Consider the following 16,201-nt stretch of genomic DNA (forward strand, 5'->3'; position numbering starts at 1 on the left):
CTCCAGCCTTCCCAACTCACCCTGCCCGCGTCACGCGGCCAGGCATTTCTCCAGGATCGCGAGCCCTTCGTCCACGATCACATCCGACGCCGTCAGCGGCACGAGGATGCGGATGGTGCTCGCCGTCACGCCGCAGGATAGCAGAATGAGTCCGTTCTCGTGCGCCACCCGGGTCACGCGCTTGGTCATCTCCGCATCCGGCTCATCGCTGCCGCGCTGCCTGAGAATGTCGAATGCAACCATCGCGCCAGGACCGCGGGGCTCGGAAACCGGAACCAGGTTGTTGGCGCGGGAGAAGCGCGTGATCGCGGCGCGGAGCCGGTCGCCGATCGCATTGGCGCGGTCGAGCAGCTTCTCCTGCTCGAACACGTCGAGCACCGCGAGGGCCGCCGCACAGGCCAAGGGATTGCCGCCATAGGTGCCGCCGAGGCCGCCCGGCTCCGCCGCATCCATGATCGCGGCACGGCCGATCACGCCCGACAGCGGCATGCCGCCGGCGAGGCTCTTGGCGACGCAGATCAGGTCCGGCTGCACGTCGTAATGCTCCATCGCGAACATCTTGCCGGTGCGGCCGAAGCCGGTCTGCACTTCGTCCGCGATCAGCACGATGCCGTTGGCGTCGCAGATCCGGCGCAGGCCGCGCATCAGCTCAGGCGGCGCGGGGTGGAAGCCGCCCTCGCCCTGCACCGGCTCGATGATGATGGCCGCGACCTGCGAGGCGTCGATGTCGGCCTTGAAGATGAAGTTGATGTAGGACAGCGTGTCCTCGACCGAGACATTGCTGCCGGCGATCGGGAATGGCGCATGCCACACGCCCGGCAGCGGCGGCCCGAACGGCTTCTTATAGGGCATCACCTTACCGGTCATCGCGTTGGCGAGCGCGGTTCGGCCGTGGAAGGCGCCGGTGAAGGCGATGATGCCGCTGCGCCCCGTGGCCGCGCGCGCGATCTTGATGGCGTTCTCGGTCGCCTCTGCGCCGGTCGTCAGCAGGATCGACTTGGCTGGGCCGGAGATCGGTGCCAGCGCATTGAGGCGTTCGCTCAGGCGGACGTAAGGCTCGTATTGCAGCACCTGGAAGCAGGTGTGGGTGAAGCGATCGAGCTGGGCGCGGATGGCGGCCACGACATGCGGATGGCAATGGCCGGTGTTGAGCACGGCGATGCCGCCGGCGAAGTCGACATAGCGCTTGCCTTCGACATCCCAGACCTCGCTGTTCAGGGCACGGTCGGCAAACAGCGGCGTGGCGTAGCTCACGCCCCTGACGACGGCCTCGTGCCGACGTGCCAGCAGGTCTTCGTTCTTCGCCAGATTCGCAGCCAGATTCGTAGTCATGGCTCACCTCCTCGTCCAACAGATCGAGGGAAGGCTAAGGAACCGGCGGCGGTGATCAATCAGCTTGTTCCGCGGAACAGGTGACTTTAATGCACCAGAGCTGTGCTTGGATCGAGGGCCGCCTTAAGACGTGGCGCGGCGAAGGAGATCGGACGATCAGCCGATGCGCTTCAGCTTGTCGATCTCTCCCATGACCCCCGCAAGCTCGGCGCTGCGCTCGCGCACGAAGGTACCGAGCTCGGCGAGCACCCCGGTGATCGTCTCGAGCTTGGTGAACATTTGCTCGATATGGGTCACGATCCCGCTATAGCCTTCGCCCGCCTGGACCAGCTGACCGCGGGTTTCCTGGATGTTCGAGCCGAGCGAAGCGAGCGAGGTTTCCATCCCGCCGATCGAGGCATGGGTGCGCGACAGGCTGGAGCGCGTATCCTGGGCGAGCTTCTTCACCTCGCTTGCGACCACGGAGAACCCGCGGCCGGCCTCGCCCGCGCGCGCGGACTCGATGGTGGCGTTCAGCGCCAGCAGGTTGGTCTGGCCGGCGATCGTATCGATGATCTTGAGAATGTCGCGCAGGCCGTTCATGGCTTGCGTCAGCCCGGTGAATTCATCCGCGAGCGCGGTCGTGTCGGTCGCCTTGATCGCCGAATCCGCACTGGTCAGGATCACCGAATGGATATCCTTGACGATCGTGTTGATCGCGGCGGTCTGGCCGAGCGCGTTCTCGACCTTCTCGCTCAGCAGCGCGCTGGTGCCGAGATATTCCGTGAGACGCGCAACAATGCCGTCCTTGATCCGGTTCAGCAGGATCATCCGGTTGAGATGGCTGCGGGTGAAGTAGCTGGCGAAGTTCGCATAATGGACCGGAAACATGTCCGCGAACGCATCCTGCAACGTCTGGCTCCGCGTGTCGAAGAACACCACCGCCGTCAGCGTCTGGTTGATGTTGATGCCGAACAGCTCGCCGAAGGTGGAAAACCCGGCAACGGGCATCGGCCACAGGCCGGACAGATTGCGCAGCGCGCTCTCATTGTTCAGGCGGCGCAGGATGCAGTCATTGAGAACCGCGCCGATCGCCGGCGGCTTGCCGTGCAGGAAGGCCTGGAGATCGCGCCGGGTCTGTTCGACGAAATCGGTTGCCTCCAGCAGCTCGAGGCGATCACCCGAGTTCACGTCGCAGAAGAAGGAGATCACGCCGGTCTCGGCATTGATGTCCGCAACCGAACGGACGAACAGATCAGTTCCGACCTCGATTCCGAAAGAGTAGCGCTGCATCTTGGACATGACGCCGGCGGGCGTGGTCTTGAGCGCCTCGGCGACGGCGTTGGCGAATGGCCGAATTTCGTTGGTGCGCTCGTCGAGCACGCCGGAGGCGGTGCGCCGGTTCGGGTCGGCCCCCATCACGACGAAGGACTGTCCTGTCTTCTTGAAGTTCTGGCTCTTGAACAGGCTGAATCCGCGTCCATCAGCCATCTTCATGAAGATCAGGAGCGCATGATTCTCGATCACGCGGTTGCCGTCGAAGATGTAGGTGTTCTTGAAGTCGAGCTTGCCTCCGGCGGAGCCGCCGACGAAGGCACAAGGAAACTTGCCGGCGCGGTAGACCGCTTCCATGAAATAGTTCTCGCTGGCCGAGACGCCGTCCACCAGCGTGAAGGCGAGCGTGTCGCGCACGTCGATCCCGAACGGCGTCCGCACCGCAGCGAGCGACCGGACGATCGCCTCGATCCGCTGATCGTGCGGCAAGGCCGGCGCGCCCTTGCGGATGTCGTCGTTCTGAAGGGGCACCGCATGGATGCTCACCGCCTGAAACAGGTCGGGGGGAAACACCTGGATCACCACCGACGACCAGCGATCGCCCGTCGGCTTGTAGAGCGTCGTGGGCGAAGCCGCGCAGAGTTCCCCCGCGGTCGAGACGGCGATCACGGTCGTACGGCCGGCCAGCCTGCGCAACTCCGTCGTGACCTTCACGAAATCGAGGTGCGGAGAGACGAAGGCGAAGGCGAGCGGCGATGCGGCGCCGTCGAACATGAAGCTGTCGGCGGAGAGCCCTGCGAGCCTGTCATCCGTATCGATGACACGGATCGTCTGCGGCATGGGTGCGTTGGACGGCTCCGCATCAGCAGCAGGCGCGAGCGAGGATTTCACCGTGGCTTGTGAGCTTTTCGAGAACAGTGTCAACATCAGCGCGGCCCGCTTCGGTGATCGACATGATTATGAGTTGGTTAAGTCGATCGAATTGCTTTTTGGTGTACGAACGCGGCGTTGCCGCCGCCGTGCTCCACAATCCGCACCCGTATGACTACGGCCGCTCCGGGGAATGATTCTCAATGTCACATCGCGCGCGGCGAGGAGCCCGTTCGATCTGCCGCGAACTAATTACGTGACATCGGCAGATCGCGCGCCACGCGACGTGGCGGGTTGAGCTCGAACGATCGAGCTACAGCGCCAGCACCTTCTTCAGCCACCCGCGCAGAGCGATGATGGCGGGCTCGTCCCAGCGCTCCTTGAGCGCAATGAGCTGATAGGCGCCCATGCGAACCGACGACGGCAGCACCTCAACCAGGGCGCCGCTGCGCATGTCGTCGGCGACCAGCACCTCATTGGCGAGCGCGACGCCCTGCCCGATTCGAGCCGCCTCGATCGCGAGATGCGCGTGCCACAACCGCTGGCCGCGCAGGGTGACGTGCTCCGGATGCCCCGCCAGCTCGAACCACTGCTCCCATTGCGCGGTCGACTCCTCGTGGATCAGCGAGGCCTTGGCGAGGCCGGGCAGCGTCGCGATCGCCGGGAAGCGCGCGAGATAGGCCGGGCTTGCCACCGGGAAGACGCGCGGGCGCACCAGCGCCTCGGCCGTCAAGGGACCGCGGACGTCGATCGCATCGGCATAGACGATCTCGGCATCCGCCTCGCCGCGGAGCAGGTCGGGATGCGCCAAGGTCGGCTGCAGGTTGATGTCCCAGTTGCGCGGCGGACCTGTCAGCTCGGGCAGCCGCGCCAGCAGGCGCCGGTTGGCGAGGCCGGGAATGCACCAGATGTTCAGCGTCGGGCGCGCCAGCGGCCGCACCTGCGTGGTGGCGCGGGCGATGATGTCGAAGGCCTGTGTGACCTCGGCATGAAACTGGCGTCCGGCCTCGGTGAGCGCGAGACCGCGCCCCTCGGCGCGGACCAGCGCGACGCCGAGGCTGCGCTGCAGGTTCTGCAGATGGCGGGAGACGACGGTGTGGCTGACGGCGAGCTCGTCGCCGGCGGCACGCACGCTGCCCTTGCGCCCGACGGCCTCGAAGGCGCGCAGCGCGATGAGAGAGGGCAATCGGGGTCGCGTCATGCTCGCACAGTTGTCCGCCTGCGCGCTTCCCGCCCTCGTTCGCCTCTGCAGCGAACCGCCACGATCCGTCGTTGCCGCGGCAGATGATCGGAGCGCCGGCCACCCTGCCGACGTCCGTTGGCCGAACACGGCGCTCCGGTCGGAGTACCGCGTGAGGCCCATGAGGGCGCATATGCGCGTCGGATCGCTCTTAGCGTCCGCCGCGGCGCGGCGCCAGCCCAGATGCCGCCACAGTCGCGCGCCCCGTCGCCGCGCTCGGCGTCACCGTTAATGCGCCCAGCGGGCCGGCAAATGATCCTTAAGGACCGCGTCGAGGTCCGGACGATTTGCCTCAAAGTTTCCACAATTCGACTCTGAATCGGCGGTGCTTCGAGCAGGAGAACCCCATATGCGGATCACCCCCGTGATCTTCGTCGGTTCGCTGGCTGCCCTGGTCACAACGGCAGCTCCCGCACTGGCGAAGAATTCCCAGACACCCCGAGCGGACGAGCAGGCTACCTCCTCGTCCCCCTGTCGCGCCTATCAGCAGGCCGCCGATGGCAGCTGGAAGGAGCTGCCCTGCCAAGGCCAGGCTGCGGCCGCACCACGCCGACAGCAGTCGGTGACCACCACGTCGAGCAGCGCAACGCGCTAGCCGGCCGACGGACGATGCCGGGGCGCCTGGTGCGCTCCGGCTGTCCTCTGCAAACCTTCGTGCTCAGTAAGGCGGCGCCTTGCGCGCCCGCTGCTCCCGGCCCGCCTCGACCCACCACAACAGATCATCGGCGAAGCGCGGAAACGCGTGCGCGAGCGCCTTGCCCGAGTCGCCCGTCGGCTTGCCGTCAGCCGACAGCGCCTGTCCGATCGGGCCGACCGCGAGCGTGCTCGACACCACCACCATGCCCATCTCCGATAAAGTGCCGTGCCAGGCGGTCGCGGCCCGCGCGCCCGACAGCCGGCCGGCCGAGTAGCTCGCGATCGCCGCCGGGCGCCAGAACCATTCCTCCAGGAAGTGGTCGGTGAGGTTCTTCAGCCCGGGCTGCATGCCCCAATTATATTCGCCGGTGACGAACACGAATCCATCCGCCGCGCGGATCTTGGCCGCGAGCTCGGCCATGGCCGCCGGCGCCTCGCCCGGCTTGTATTCCTTGAACATTCTGTCGAGCATCGGCAGGCCGATGGCCTTGGCGTCGATCAGCTCGACGTCCTGGCCCTTGCCGCGCAGCCCGTCGACGACGAATTGCGCGAGCCGGATGCCCATCCGGTCGACACGATAGGAGCCATAGAAGACGAGGATGCGATTGCTCATGGCGGGTCAACTCCTGGCCGGACGATCCGTGCCAGTCTACCACGCCGCACTGCAATCCGAGTGATGGTGGGGGACGCCGCGGATCGGAGGAACCAGCGGCGCGTCGTCGTTCAAAGCAAAGCAGGTAAGCTCAGCGCGTCACCGTGGCCGAGGCGGAGCGTTCGCTCGGCCGGCCGAACACGCTGCGGCAGCCGTCGCTGAGGCTGGCGCGCTGCTTCATCATGCAAGCGATGATGCGGTCGCGATCGGGAATCTCCGACGAGCACAGCCGAAACACGTCGCCGGTGCACAGCCGCCGCTGGTCGTCCTCCGTGAAGGCATGGCCGGCGCGCGGGCCGGCGATCATCGCCAGCGCAAGCCCGGCCATCGCCACATTCAAGTTCCGCATCCTGAACAGATGAGTTCGCATCCTCGTCCCCAATTCGCCCGCTGTTTGCCCGGTTCACCCGCTGCCTTCGCTGACCCCGCGAAGCAGTTGCCGCCGCAGAATCAAATGATGACACACGGCCGCGCGCCTTCAACAAGCGCTCTTGGTCCTGCACCACTATTTTGCCGGCTGTTGCATCTTCGACTCCTTTGTCCTCTCGGAACCTGTGAGACGCCGTCAAATTGTCATTAGGCGAACGCAATCCGGCCCAGCGGCGCTCACACTCTCCCGGCGTAGTGACGACGAACCGATGGCGCTTCGGGCCATCGTCCCAAGAGTCGATGGTTGGGAGTCGAGGTCATGGCGTACACGATGATCGCCGAGCGGGAGCAGCAGAAGATCCGCAAGCAGCGCGAAAGCGCGCTGATCGTGATCGCCAATGCGCAGGTGATGGAGGCCGAGGGCTGGACCGTCGTGATCACCGACGAGGACGGCAAGACCCTGCCGCTCGCCGAGTTCGAGGCCACCCTCTCGCAGAAATTCGCGTCCTGGTACAAGGCGAAGTCGCGGCCGGTGGTGCCGACCACCATCCCCGGACCGAACCTGTTCTCGGAGCCGGCCAACGACGACGCCGCGCCGGAAGCCGTGGTCGCCGCCGAGCTCGAGGCCGAAGCGGTCGAGACTGAAGCCGTCACTGAAGTGAAGGAGATCGCCGAGGACGATTTCGAAACGGCCGAAGCCGCCAATGCGGTGCCTGCCGAGAAGACCGAGCGCGAGGAGATCGCGCTCGTCGCCGAAGAGATGGCGGATTGATGCTGCGGCCGCGCCGCAGCATGTTAAGGCTCTATTCCCCGCCTTCGTAGAACAGCTCGAGCGGCAGCCCGACCTGGGCCTTCCCGATCCATTCCCGCGCGATGATGTTGGACGGCCCCATCGCGATCGCCGCACGGGCGTCGCGGAAGGCGCGCTCGATCGGGCCGCGATGGTAGCCGTAGCCGCCGGTCACCGTCAGCGCCGTTGACGCCACCTTGTTGGCGACCTCCGCGGCATGCACCTTGAACTCGGTCAGCGGGATCAGGATCTCGCTCTGCGGCTTGCCGGCGCGCCAGAGCTCGTCGAGCTTGTGCGCGAGCTCGATCCGCCACGGACGCAGGCTCTCGACCAGCACCTTGGCGGCCCCGAGCTCCTGCCGGATCGCCTGGTAGTCGGAGAGGCTCTTGTTACGGTCCTTGTGCACGAAGCCGGTGGTGTGCGCCACGGCGGCATTGAGCACGCCGCGCGCCAGCCCCTCCCAGACCGCGCCGAGACCGATCAGGTAGACCGGCGAGACGCCGTCATAGATGATCTCCTTGCCCTGCCCCTCGGCGCCGAGGCGATCGCGCTTGGGCACATGCACGTTCTTGTAGCTGATGCCGCCGGAATGATTGGCGCGCACACCGAGCGCCTCCCACGGCTTGGACTCGATGCCCTCGGCCTTGCCGTCGACGATGAAGAAGATGATGTCGGCCTGGTCCTTGGCGCCTGGCGTACGGGTCTGGGCGACGTAGAAGTCGGCCTGCCCCGAGCTGGTCGTGAACGACTTGTCGGCGTTCAGGCGATAATCCTCGCCGTCGCGCGCGGCCTCCGACAGATTGTACCACCAGTGCCCGCCGGTGGCGCGCTCGCTGGTCGAATAGGTGCCGAGCAGGCGGCCATGGTCCGCCTTGAGCCAGCGCTCCTTCTGGTCGTCGGTGCCGAACAGATTGATGGTCTGGGCAGCGCCGACATGCATGACATAGACGAGGCCGGTCGACGCATCGGCCTGGCCGATGCGGTAGGCGGCTTCGGCAAAGTCGACATGGCCGAGCCCGAGCCCGCCAAAACGGCGATCATTGAGCACGCCGGTCCAGCCGGCCTCGGCCAGCGCGAGCAGGTTCTCGCGGGGAAAGCGGCCCTCGCGGTCGTTGCGATCGGCATTGGCCCTGATGACGTCAGCCACGACGGCGTCGAGCTGCGGGTATGGGCTGTCGTCGATCTTGCGTGCGGCAGTGCTGGTCGCCATGAACGGTCTCCTCTTGCTGTGATGAAGTCAGGCCACGGCCTGGGTGGTCTCGGCTGGCGCGGTCGCGCCGCCGAGATAGAGATGCTTGATGTCCGGCCGCTGCCTGAGCTCGCGCGCAGGTCCCGCGAGCACGCTGCGGCCGCCTTCGAGCACGATGGCGTGGTCGGCGAAGCGCAGCGCCACCGTGGAGTTCTGCTCGGCCACCAGGATCGACAGCCCCTCCTCCGCATTGAGCCGCTTGAGCGCGCGAAAGATGCCTTCGACCACCAGCGGCGCGAGCCCCATCGAGGGCTCGTCGAGCACCAGGAGCCGCGGCCGCGACATCAGCGCGCGGCCGATCGCCGTCATCTGCTGCTCGCCGCCGGAGGTCAGCCCCGCCACCGAGCGGCGATGCCGCGTGAGCTGCGGAAACAGCGCGTAGACACGCTCGAGATCGGCCGCGATCTCGCCGCGCCTCGCATCGCGACCGATCGCGCCGGTGATCAGATTCTCCTCGACGCTGAGCGAGGCAAAGCAATGCCGGCCTTCGAGCACCGGCACGAGGCCGGCGCGCACGAGCTGCGCGGCCGAGGACGACGACACGTCGCGTCCGTCATAGCTGATCCGTCCGCCAGTGATCTGGCCGCGCCGCGCCGGCAGCAGCGCCGAGACCGCCTGCAAGGTGGTCGACTTGCCGGCGCCATTGGCGCCGAGCACCGCGACGATCTCGCCGGCGTGGACCGCAAACGAGACGTCGCTGACCGCGCGGATCGCCTGGTCATAGGTCGCCGCGAGATGCTCGACCGACAACAGCACATCGCTCACAATGAAAACTCCTTCTGCGCAGAGCGTCGCCGAGAGCTCCTCCGCGGCCGTCCTTCGAGACGCACGCCCGCGGCGTGCTCCTCAGGACGAGGACTAAATTCGCGGGAAGTCCGAACCCTCATGGTGAGGAGGCGCGCAGCGCCGTCTCGAACCATGAGGCCCCAATCAGTGCGCGGGAGGTTCGCTCCCGCGCACGCCGACGTCACTGCCCGACCGGATCGTCACCCGACGTGCGGATCTTGATGCCGCGCTCCTGCGCATAGGCCGTCGACGACTTCTCGATGATCGGGCGCAGCGCCGCCCAGTCCGGCGAGATCCAGTCGGACACGACCTTCCACTTGGCGCCGTCCCATTGCTGGAAGGTCACGCGGCCATTGCCCTCGTGATTGTCCCAGGTGACGTTGATCGAGTGGAACAGGCCCTTGGCGCCGAGCGCCTCGACCCGGGCCGGATCGAGCTGCAGATGCTCGAACCCCCAACGCACCTCGTCGCCGGTCAGGGTCCGCTTGCCGAACTTCTCCTGCGCGATTCTGACCGCCTCGACATTGAGGATGCCGTTCACGATGCCGAGGTTGTGGTAGACGCTGCCGATGCGCTTCTTGTCGTCGAGATTGCCCTTGCCGGCGCCGTAGACGGTCTTGATCACCTCCTGCAGCACCGGATATTCCGCGCCCGACGCCTGCGTGGTAATCGCGACATAGCCCTTGGCAGCGTCGCCGGCCGGGATGACGTCTTCTTCCGAGTTGGACCAGACGTTGCCGATGATGTGGTCGACCGGGAAGCCGGTCTTCTGCGCCGTCTTCAGCGCCACCGGGTTCATCACGCCCCAGCCGCGCAGCACGACGTAGTCGGCCTTGGCGCGGCGGATCGACAGCCATTGCGACTGCTGCTCATTGCCGGGATGCGGCACCTCGATCTGCTCCAGCTCGAAACCGTATTTGTCGGACAACAGCTTGTAGATCGGGATCGTCTCCTTGCCGTAAGGCGAGCCGTGATACAGCACGACGATCTTCTTGCCCTTCAGCTTCTCAGGCCCGCCCTCACGCGTCGCGATGTAGTTCACGATGCCCGAGGTCTCGCTGTAGGGATTGAGCAGCAGCGGGAATACGTACGGAAAGACGCGGCCATCAGTGGAGTCGGTGCGGCCGTGATTGATGGTGATCAGCGGCACCTTGTCCTTGCTGATGCGGTCGATCATCGCATAGGCAATGCCGACCGAGAGCGGATTCCACGCCGCGACACCCGGACGGCTCTTCAGCCGCTCATAGACCTCGACGCCGCGCTCGACCTCGTATTGCGTCTCGCCCTCGTCCCAGGTCAGCTTGACGCCATTGACGCCGCCGTCGCGGGTGTTGATCAGGTTGAGATAGTCGATGAAGCCGCCGAAGAAGCCGGTGCCGCCGGCCGCATACGGTCCGACACGATAGCTCTGCAGCGGGAAGAACTGCTCGTCGGCTTTCGCCGGCGATGTCAGCGCCGGGAGGCTGGTGACCAGCCCGAGGGCGAGCGCCGCCCCCAAAGCCAGCTTCGCTTGTCTGAACGTCGTCATCATGAATCTCCTTCTGGTATGACTGTTTCAGGTCTGGGTTGAACGGAGGCGACGCGCAGCGCCGATTGCGCGGTCGATCAGCGCGACGAGGCCGCGCGGCTCGGCTATCAGGAAGGCGATGATCAAGGCGCCGATGACGATGCGCTGGCTCATCTCGAGCACGCCGGAATCGAACACGCTGCCGAGCAATGCGGCGCCGAGCCGGGACAGCAGCAGCGGAAAGACGACGATGAAGGCCGCGCCGATGAAGGCGCCACGCAGCGAGGCGAGCCCGCCGATGATGATGATGAACAGGATCTGGAACGAGCGATCGAGGTTGAAGCCGGCCGGCTCGACCGTGCGTAAGTACGCGAACGCCCAGAGCACGCCGGCGACGCCGATCAGGAATGACGAGAAGCCAAAGGCGAGCAGTTTGGTGCGGAGCAAGGGCACGCCGATCACCTTGGCCGCGACCTCGTGGTCGCGCACCGCAATGAAGTTGCGCCCGGTCTGCGAGGCCAACAGCCGCGCCGTCAGCGCGGTGGCGATCACCACGATCGAGAGCGAGAACACGTAGCGGCCGGTGGCCGAGGAAAACGTCAGGCTGCCGATGCGGAGCACGGGCGCGTCGATCACCCCCGAGGCATTGTCATTGGAGAACCAGCCGAACTTGGTCAGCGCCCATTGCACGAAGAACTGCGCCGCGAGTGTCGAAACCGCCAAGTAGAAGCCGCGCAGCCGCAGGCTCGGCAGGCCGAACACGATCCCGACCGCCGCGGCGATGCCGCCGGCCAGCACGATGTCGGCGAGCAGCGGCAGGCCCGGCAATCTGAGATTGAGATTGTAGGCCGCATAAGCGCCGACCGCGAGGAACGCCGCCGAGCCCAGCGACACTTGGCCGGCATAGCCGGTCAGCACGTTGAGTCCGACCGCGGCCAACGCCAGCGCCAGGAACGGCGTCAGCACCGCGTCCATCAGATAGTCCGAGCCGATCCACGGCACGATGATGTAGCCGAGCAGGAGCAGCAGCACGACGCCGAGCAGGTTCGGGGTGAGCCAGGCCAGTCGCGCGGGCGTGGCAGCGGTTTCTGTGATCGTCGTCATCACACCCGCTCCACCAGCTTCTGGCCGAACAGGCCGGAGGGCCGCACCAGCAGCAGCGCCAGCGCCACCACATAGGCGGCCCAGGCCTCGATGCCGCCGCCGAAGAACGGCCCGACATAGACCTCGGCGAGCTTCTCGATCGCGCCGATCAGGAGCCCGCCGACGATCGCGCCGGTGATGGAGTCGAAGCCGCCGAGCACCAGCACCGGCAGCGCCTTGAGCACCACCAGCGACAGCGAGAACTGCACGCCGAGCCGCGCGCCCCACAACAGCCCTGCCACCAACGCGACGATGCCAGCCGCTGTCCACACCGCGGCCCAGACTCGCGGCAATCTCAGACCGACCGCGAGCGCGGCGAACTGATCATCGGCGACCGCGCGAAACGCGAGGCCGGTGCGGGTGTAGCGGAAGAACACCGTGAACAGCGCCACCAGGCTGCCAGCCACACCAGCGGCAAACAGGTCGAAGCGGCTGATGAAGACGCCGCCGATGTCGAACGGAATGTCGCTGACGCCGATCTCGAGCCCATGGACCTGCGTGCCCCACAACAGCTGCGCGGCGCCCTCGATCACATAGGACAGGCCGAGCGTTGCCATGAACAGCGTGATCGGCGGCTGGTTGATCAGCGGCCGCAGCACGGCGCGCTCGATGGTGATGCCGAGCGCGACCATGATGGCGAGCGTCGCCAGCAGTGCCAGCACGAACCGCGTGCCGCGCTCGACCAGGCTGACGAAGGTCAGCGCCGCGAACAGCAGCATGGCGCCTTGCGCGAAATTGAGCACGCCCGAGGTCTTGTAGATCAGCACGAAGCCGATCGCGACCAGCGAATACATCACCCCGGAGAGCAGACCGCCGACCAGCACCTCGATGAGAAATTGATAGTCGAACATCAGATCGCGAGCTCCGTCTCGTCCTCATGGGCGACGCCGAGATAGGCATCGATCACCGCCTGGTTGGTCTTGATCTCAGCCGGCGGCCCGTCGGCGATCTTGCGGCCGTAATCGAGCACGGCGATGTGGTCCGAGAGATCCATGACGATGCCGATGTCGTGCTCGATCAGCACGATGGTGGTGCCGTAGCGGTCGCGCGCGCCGCGCACGTGCTGCGCCAGCTCCTGCTTCTCGCTCACGGTGACGCCGGCAAAGGGCTCATCGAGCAGCAACAGTCTTGGACGCGCGACCAGCGCGCGCGCCAGCTCGACGCGCTTCTGCAGGCCATAGGGCAACGTGCCGGCAATGCGGTCGCGCACTGCCTCAAGATGCAGGAAGCCGATAACCTCCTCCGCGGCGGCGCGGTTCTCGGCCTCGATGCGCCGCGCCAGGGGCGTGCCGACGAGCTGGCGGATGAAGCCGGCGCGCACGCGGTGCGCCAGCCCCATCAGCACATTGTCAAACACGGAGAGCCCCTTGAACAAAGCGAGGTTCTGAAAGGTGCGGGCGACGCCGTGACGTGCCAGCTGCGCCGTCGGCACCTGCCGGAACGCATGAGCGCCGAACCAGACCTCGCCTTGATCCGGCCGGTAGAGCCCGCTGACCACGTTGAGCAGCGAGCTCTTGCCGGCACCGTTCGGACCAATGACCGCGCGGATCTCGCCCTCCGCGACATCGAGATCGATATCGCGGAGGGCAGCGAGACCGCCGAACGACAGCGAGATGTTGGCGAGCCGCAACACCGCAGGCGACCGGTCCGCGACCGGCGCCGACGCGCCGGACGGCTCCGCGGCGAGCACCTGACGCGCTGTGCCCGGCGACCAGGTCTCCAGCGCCAGCACGTCCAGCGGAGTGGTGAGCCCGCTCAACAACATCGCCGCGCCCTACTCGGCCGCCTGCACGTGCGCGCCGGCCTTGGCCGCGGCTTTGGCCTCGAGCTCGCGCACCAGCGGGATCACATGCTTGCCGAAATAGGCCACCTCCTCCTGGAAGTGCAGGAAGCCGAGCAGGATGAGATCGACGCCGACGTCTTTCAGCGCGACGATGCGCTCGGCGATCTGCTGGGGCGTGCCGATCAGATTGGTCTTGAAGCCGTCATTGTACTGGACGAGATCCTCGAAGGTCGATTTCGCCCAATTGCCCTCGCGCTCCGGCGAGGCCTTGCCGGCATTCGCCACCTCATGCGCGAAGGCATGCACGGCCTCCGGATTGGCGTGGTCGATGATGTCCTTGAGCACGGCCTGCGCCTCGGCCTCGGTGTCGCGCGCGATCGCAAACGCGTTGACGCCGATCTTGACCTGATGGTTGTTGGCCTTCGCCTTGGCCCTGATGTCGTCGACCTGCGCCTTGATGCCTTCGACGGAATTGCCGTTGGTGAAGTACCAGTCGGACACGCGCGAGGCCATGTCGCGCGCCGCGCGCGAGCTGCCGCCCTGGAAGATTTCCGGCTGCGGGTCGATCGGCTTCGGCTTCAAGGAGTAGTTCGTGAAGCGGTAGAAGTCGCCGCGCAGATTAAAATTGTCCTCGGTCCAGATGCCCCGGAGCGCACGGATGAACTCCTCCGAGCGGCGGTAGCGCTCGTCATGGTCGAGCCAGGGCTCGCCGATCGCCGCGAACTCGCCGCGAAACCAGCCGCTGACGATGTTGACGGCGACGCGTCCCTCGGTGAGATGATTGATGGTCGCGATCTGCTTGGCGACGACCGCCGGATGCCACGGTCCGGGCAGGATTGCCGCGATCACCTTCAGCTTGGTGGTTGCCTCCAGCAGAGCATGGCTGAACGAGACGGACTCATGCTGATACTCGGCGCCATAGCCGGCAGTGAAGCGGATCTGGCTCAGCGCATAGTCGAAGCCGCTGGCTTCGGCGATCTGCGCCAGCTTCTTGTTGTAGCCGATGTCCCAGCTCGTGCGCTGCTCGATGTTGGAGATCACGAGGCCACCCGAAACGTTGGGCACCCAATAGGCGAATTTGATCGACGAATCCGTGGTCGTCATAGGCTTCCCTCACTTATCCTGATCGTCATGAATGCCGCTCCGCCCCAATGAAGACGGCCGTCGGCATCTGCGCTGCCGGGGCCGGCGGCACATTTGGTTTGCTTGGTGATGTCGCTTGATGAGCAGGCCATGCCTGCCGGTGCCGAGGCGTCGATGCGCCTCGACCGTCATGTCAGTGTATCAACAGAACCAGGCGCAGACCGTGCGCAACAGGCTCCCATTCATGCGCGACAGCGCATCACTGGAGTTATTGCCGTTGTTGCCGATCATGCAGGTCCCCTCTGTCAATCACTGTTCGACCGACGCACGAAGTCTCGCAGAGAAGCGCTGATGCAGCGAGTCCAAGACCGTCTCTTTTTGGATGAGGAGGTAAAAACGTCTTCCGTAGTTTGGCCCGACGTGGATCAATTTTGCTTCCGGCCCCGTTTCAGTTCCGTCGAACGAAACCTCGCCGTGAGATGCGAACTAACAAGCGCAAATCTCGCTTCTCCGCCGGTCGATCCAACCTCGAGAGAGAACAACAACGCTGCCCGTCGGGCAAATCAGTACCAATTCTTTCAGGATCCATGGACATCCGGAGGTTGAACCGATCGATCCAGCGCTGCGCGCAGACACGATTTTCTTCAGGCGCATCAAGCTGATTTGCCCTGTCCAGTCCCGCCGTCAAAAATATTCCGCTTTTCCTAAGCCAGATTCGGTGCTCTCTTAGGCTCATCTCCTGCTCGCAAGAGGGGCGGTTCGCGGTCGTCACGGACGTGGAGCGGGAGGAGCGGTGAACGCGATGGCAGCGCAGCGCATCTTGCGCCGACGAACGCCGTCATCGCGTACGGTCAAGTCGCGTGGTCCTGGCATCCCGACGCTGATGCCGCGCTGGTGCGAAAGCATCATGCGCAACGGTGACCAGAAAGCCCGGCGCACCGGGGAGAACGCGAAGCAGCCGTTCAGATCGCCGCGCGGGGAATGCCGGTTGCCCGGCTGAACCTGTGGTGACTGCCGCCTGCTTTCTTTTCTGCAGGCGGGCCATGGGTTGCGGCCAGCAGCCCGGCATTCCCCGCGCCCTCTGTTTGTGAGGAGGGCAAAACGGACGGATCACTCGGACGCGGTGCGTCGCGAGGACGCGAGGCCATGCGAGAATGGGTTGCTTTTCACGAGGCGTTTGAGCGGAATGAGGTCGTGCCCTCGCACCCCTGCAGAGCTCCCAAGAATGACTCAAGGCTCACAGCAGCTTCGCGCTCACGAACAGCGTGCGCACCGCATTGGTCGCCTGCACCGTCATGATGGCGTTGTCGGCCGCGGCCTGCAGCGCCGACATGGCGGCGTCGTGCAGCGACTTGAACTCCATCCATTCGACGGCGTTGAGGCTGGTGAGGAACTGATGCGCCTGTCCGACCGTCGAAATCACGACCGGCTTGCCGTTCACCTTGATGTTGAACGTCGTACGCAGACGCGTTTCCGAATGTGCGGGATCAATCATGGGGACCTTCTG

General features: G+C 65.7%; 15 protein-coding genes. 2 read left to right on the top strand and 13 right to left on the bottom strand.

Annotated elements, in window-relative coordinates; translation table 11 throughout:
• Positions 1-30: 30 nt before the first annotated feature.
• The 3 genes from gabT to BRAD285_RS17470 all read right to left on the bottom strand — a co-directional run bounded on the left by gabT (position 31) and on the right by BRAD285_RS17470 (position 4,657).
• On the bottom strand, positions 31-1,332 hold the full coding sequence (gene gabT, locus BRAD285_RS17460) for a 4-aminobutyrate--2-oxoglutarate transaminase (RefSeq protein ID WP_006613517.1): 1,302 nt from the start codon (positions 1,330-1,332) through the stop codon (positions 31-33).
• A gap of 156 nt (positions 1,333-1,488) precedes the next feature.
• Complete coding sequence (locus BRAD285_RS17465) at positions 1,489-3,513, bottom strand: methyl-accepting chemotaxis protein (protein WP_006613516.1); 2,025 nt, start codon at positions 3,511-3,513, stop codon at positions 1,489-1,491.
• A 256-nt stretch (positions 3,514-3,769) separates the two neighbouring features.
• The gene (locus BRAD285_RS17470; protein ID WP_006613515.1) at positions 3,770-4,657 is read right to left on the bottom strand and encodes a LysR substrate-binding domain-containing protein; all 888 of its coding nucleotides are present in this window, start codon (positions 4,655-4,657) and stop codon (positions 3,770-3,772) included.
• 388 nt (positions 4,658-5,045) lie between these two features.
• Between BRAD285_RS17470 and BRAD285_RS17475 the strand changes: the two genes are divergently transcribed.
• Positions 5,046-5,291, top strand: coding sequence for a hypothetical protein (locus BRAD285_RS17475; protein ID WP_006613514.1), 246 nt, complete (start codon positions 5,046-5,048; stop codon positions 5,289-5,291).
• Positions 5,292-5,354: 63 nt separating this feature from the next.
• Here BRAD285_RS17475 and BRAD285_RS17480 read toward each other — a convergent pair whose 3' ends face one another.
• Both BRAD285_RS17480 and BRAD285_RS17485 read right to left on the bottom strand, forming a co-directional pair.
• Positions 5,355-5,945: an NADPH-dependent FMN reductase gene (locus tag BRAD285_RS17480; RefSeq protein ID WP_006613513.1), complete on the bottom strand. Its 591-nt coding sequence runs from the start codon at positions 5,943-5,945 to the stop codon at positions 5,355-5,357.
• A gap of 130 nt (positions 5,946-6,075) precedes the next feature.
• Positions 6,076-6,333 carry a hypothetical protein gene (locus BRAD285_RS17485; protein ID WP_244422296.1) on the bottom strand — a complete coding sequence of 86 codons (258 nt, stop codon included), beginning with the start codon at positions 6,331-6,333 and terminating at the stop codon, positions 6,076-6,078.
• A 339-nt stretch (positions 6,334-6,672) separates the two neighbouring features.
• Between BRAD285_RS17485 and BRAD285_RS17490 the strand changes: the two genes are divergently transcribed.
• Positions 6,673-7,125, top strand: coding sequence for a hypothetical protein (locus tag BRAD285_RS17490; protein ID WP_006613511.1), 453 nt, complete (start codon positions 6,673-6,675; stop codon positions 7,123-7,125).
• A 31-nt stretch (positions 7,126-7,156) separates the two neighbouring features.
• Here the strand turns inward: BRAD285_RS17490 and BRAD285_RS17495 are convergent, their stop codons facing one another.
• The 8 genes from BRAD285_RS17495 to BRAD285_RS17530 form a co-directional block, all read right to left on the bottom strand.
• Positions 7,157-8,353, bottom strand: coding sequence for an acyl-CoA dehydrogenase family protein (locus tag BRAD285_RS17495; RefSeq protein ID WP_006613510.1), 1,197 nt, complete (start codon positions 8,351-8,353; stop codon positions 7,157-7,159).
• 27 nt (positions 8,354-8,380) lie between these two features.
• Positions 8,381-9,157: an ABC transporter ATP-binding protein gene (locus tag BRAD285_RS17500; protein ID WP_006613509.1), complete on the bottom strand. Its 777-nt coding sequence runs from the start codon at positions 9,155-9,157 to the stop codon at positions 8,381-8,383.
• Positions 9,158-9,359: 202 nt separating this feature from the next.
• Positions 9,360-10,706, bottom strand: a complete 1,347-nt coding sequence (locus BRAD285_RS17505; RefSeq protein WP_006613508.1) for an ABC transporter substrate-binding protein — start codon at positions 10,704-10,706, stop codon at positions 9,360-9,362.
• Positions 10,707-10,733: 27 nt separating this feature from the next.
• Positions 10,734-11,789: a branched-chain amino acid ABC transporter permease gene (locus BRAD285_RS17510; RefSeq protein WP_006613507.1), complete on the bottom strand. Its 1,056-nt coding sequence runs from the start codon at positions 11,787-11,789 to the stop codon at positions 10,734-10,736.
• A complete protein-coding gene (locus tag BRAD285_RS17515) occupies positions 11,789-12,679 on the bottom strand; it encodes a branched-chain amino acid ABC transporter permease (protein WP_006613506.1) in 891 nt (296 codons plus the stop codon). Before BRAD285_RS17515 ends, BRAD285_RS17510 begins: the two co-directional genes overlap by 1 nt.
• Positions 12,679-13,593 (bottom strand): ABC transporter ATP-binding protein, encoded by a 915-nt coding sequence (locus BRAD285_RS17520; RefSeq protein WP_006613505.1) that lies wholly within the window; start codon positions 13,591-13,593, stop codon positions 12,679-12,681. Before BRAD285_RS17520 ends, BRAD285_RS17515 begins: the two co-directional genes overlap by 1 nt.
• A gap of 9 nt (positions 13,594-13,602) precedes the next feature.
• Positions 13,603-14,715, bottom strand: coding sequence for a dimethylsulfone monooxygenase SfnG (gene sfnG, locus BRAD285_RS17525; RefSeq protein ID WP_006613504.1), 1,113 nt, complete (start codon positions 14,713-14,715; stop codon positions 13,603-13,605).
• A 1,216-nt stretch (positions 14,716-15,931) separates the two neighbouring features.
• Positions 15,932-16,189 carry a hypothetical protein gene (locus tag BRAD285_RS17530; protein WP_006613502.1) on the bottom strand — a complete coding sequence of 86 codons (258 nt, stop codon included), beginning with the start codon at positions 16,187-16,189 and terminating at the stop codon, positions 15,932-15,934.
• Positions 16,190-16,201: the final 12 nt, after the last annotated feature.

The organism is Bradyrhizobium sp. ORS 285 (assembly GCF_900176205.1).
Classification (GTDB): domain Bacteria; phylum Pseudomonadota; class Alphaproteobacteria; order Rhizobiales; family Xanthobacteraceae; genus Bradyrhizobium.

Bases quoted from the DNA above. Each gene is read 5' to 3' on its own strand.
- BRAD285_RS17515 (WP_006613506.1), bottom strand. From the start codon at position 12,679: ATGTTCGACTATCAATTTCTCATCGAGGTGCTGGTCGGCGGTCTGCTC.
- BRAD285_RS17530 (WP_006613502.1), bottom strand. From the start codon at position 16,189: ATGATTGATCCCGCACATTCGGAAACGCGTCTGCGTACGACGTTCAAC.
- BRAD285_RS17490 (WP_006613511.1), top strand. From the start codon at position 6,673: ATGGCGTACACGATGATCGCCGAGCGGGAGCAGCAGAAGATCCGCAAG.
- BRAD285_RS17485 (WP_244422296.1), bottom strand. From the start codon at position 6,333: ATGCGGAACTTGAATGTGGCGATGGCCGGGCTTGCGCTGGCGATGATC.
- BRAD285_RS17505 (WP_006613508.1), bottom strand. From the start codon at position 10,706: ATGACGACGTTCAGACAAGCGAAGCTGGCTTTGGGGGCGGCGCTCGCC.
- gabT (WP_006613517.1), bottom strand. From the start codon at position 1,332: ATGACTACGAATCTGGCTGCGAATCTGGCGAAGAACGAAGACCTGCTG.
- sfnG (WP_006613504.1), bottom strand. From the start codon at position 14,715: ATGACGACCACGGATTCGTCGATCAAATTCGCCTATTGGGTGCCCAAC.
- BRAD285_RS17480 (WP_006613513.1), bottom strand. From the start codon at position 5,945: ATGAGCAATCGCATCCTCGTCTTCTATGGCTCCTATCGTGTCGACCGG.
- BRAD285_RS17465 (WP_006613516.1), bottom strand. From the start codon at position 3,513: ATGTTGACACTGTTCTCGAAAAGCTCACAAGCCACGGTGAAATCCTCG.
- BRAD285_RS17470 (WP_006613515.1), bottom strand. From the start codon at position 4,657: ATGACGCGACCCCGATTGCCCTCTCTCATCGCGCTGCGCGCCTTCGAG.
- BRAD285_RS17475 (WP_006613514.1), top strand. From the start codon at position 5,046: ATGCGGATCACCCCCGTGATCTTCGTCGGTTCGCTGGCTGCCCTGGTC.
- BRAD285_RS17510 (WP_006613507.1), bottom strand. From the start codon at position 11,789: ATGACGACGATCACAGAAACCGCTGCCACGCCCGCGCGACTGGCCTGG.
- BRAD285_RS17520 (WP_006613505.1), bottom strand. From the start codon at position 13,593: ATGTTGTTGAGCGGGCTCACCACTCCGCTGGACGTGCTGGCGCTGGAG.
- BRAD285_RS17495 (WP_006613510.1), bottom strand. From the start codon at position 8,353: ATGGCGACCAGCACTGCCGCACGCAAGATCGACGACAGCCCATACCCG.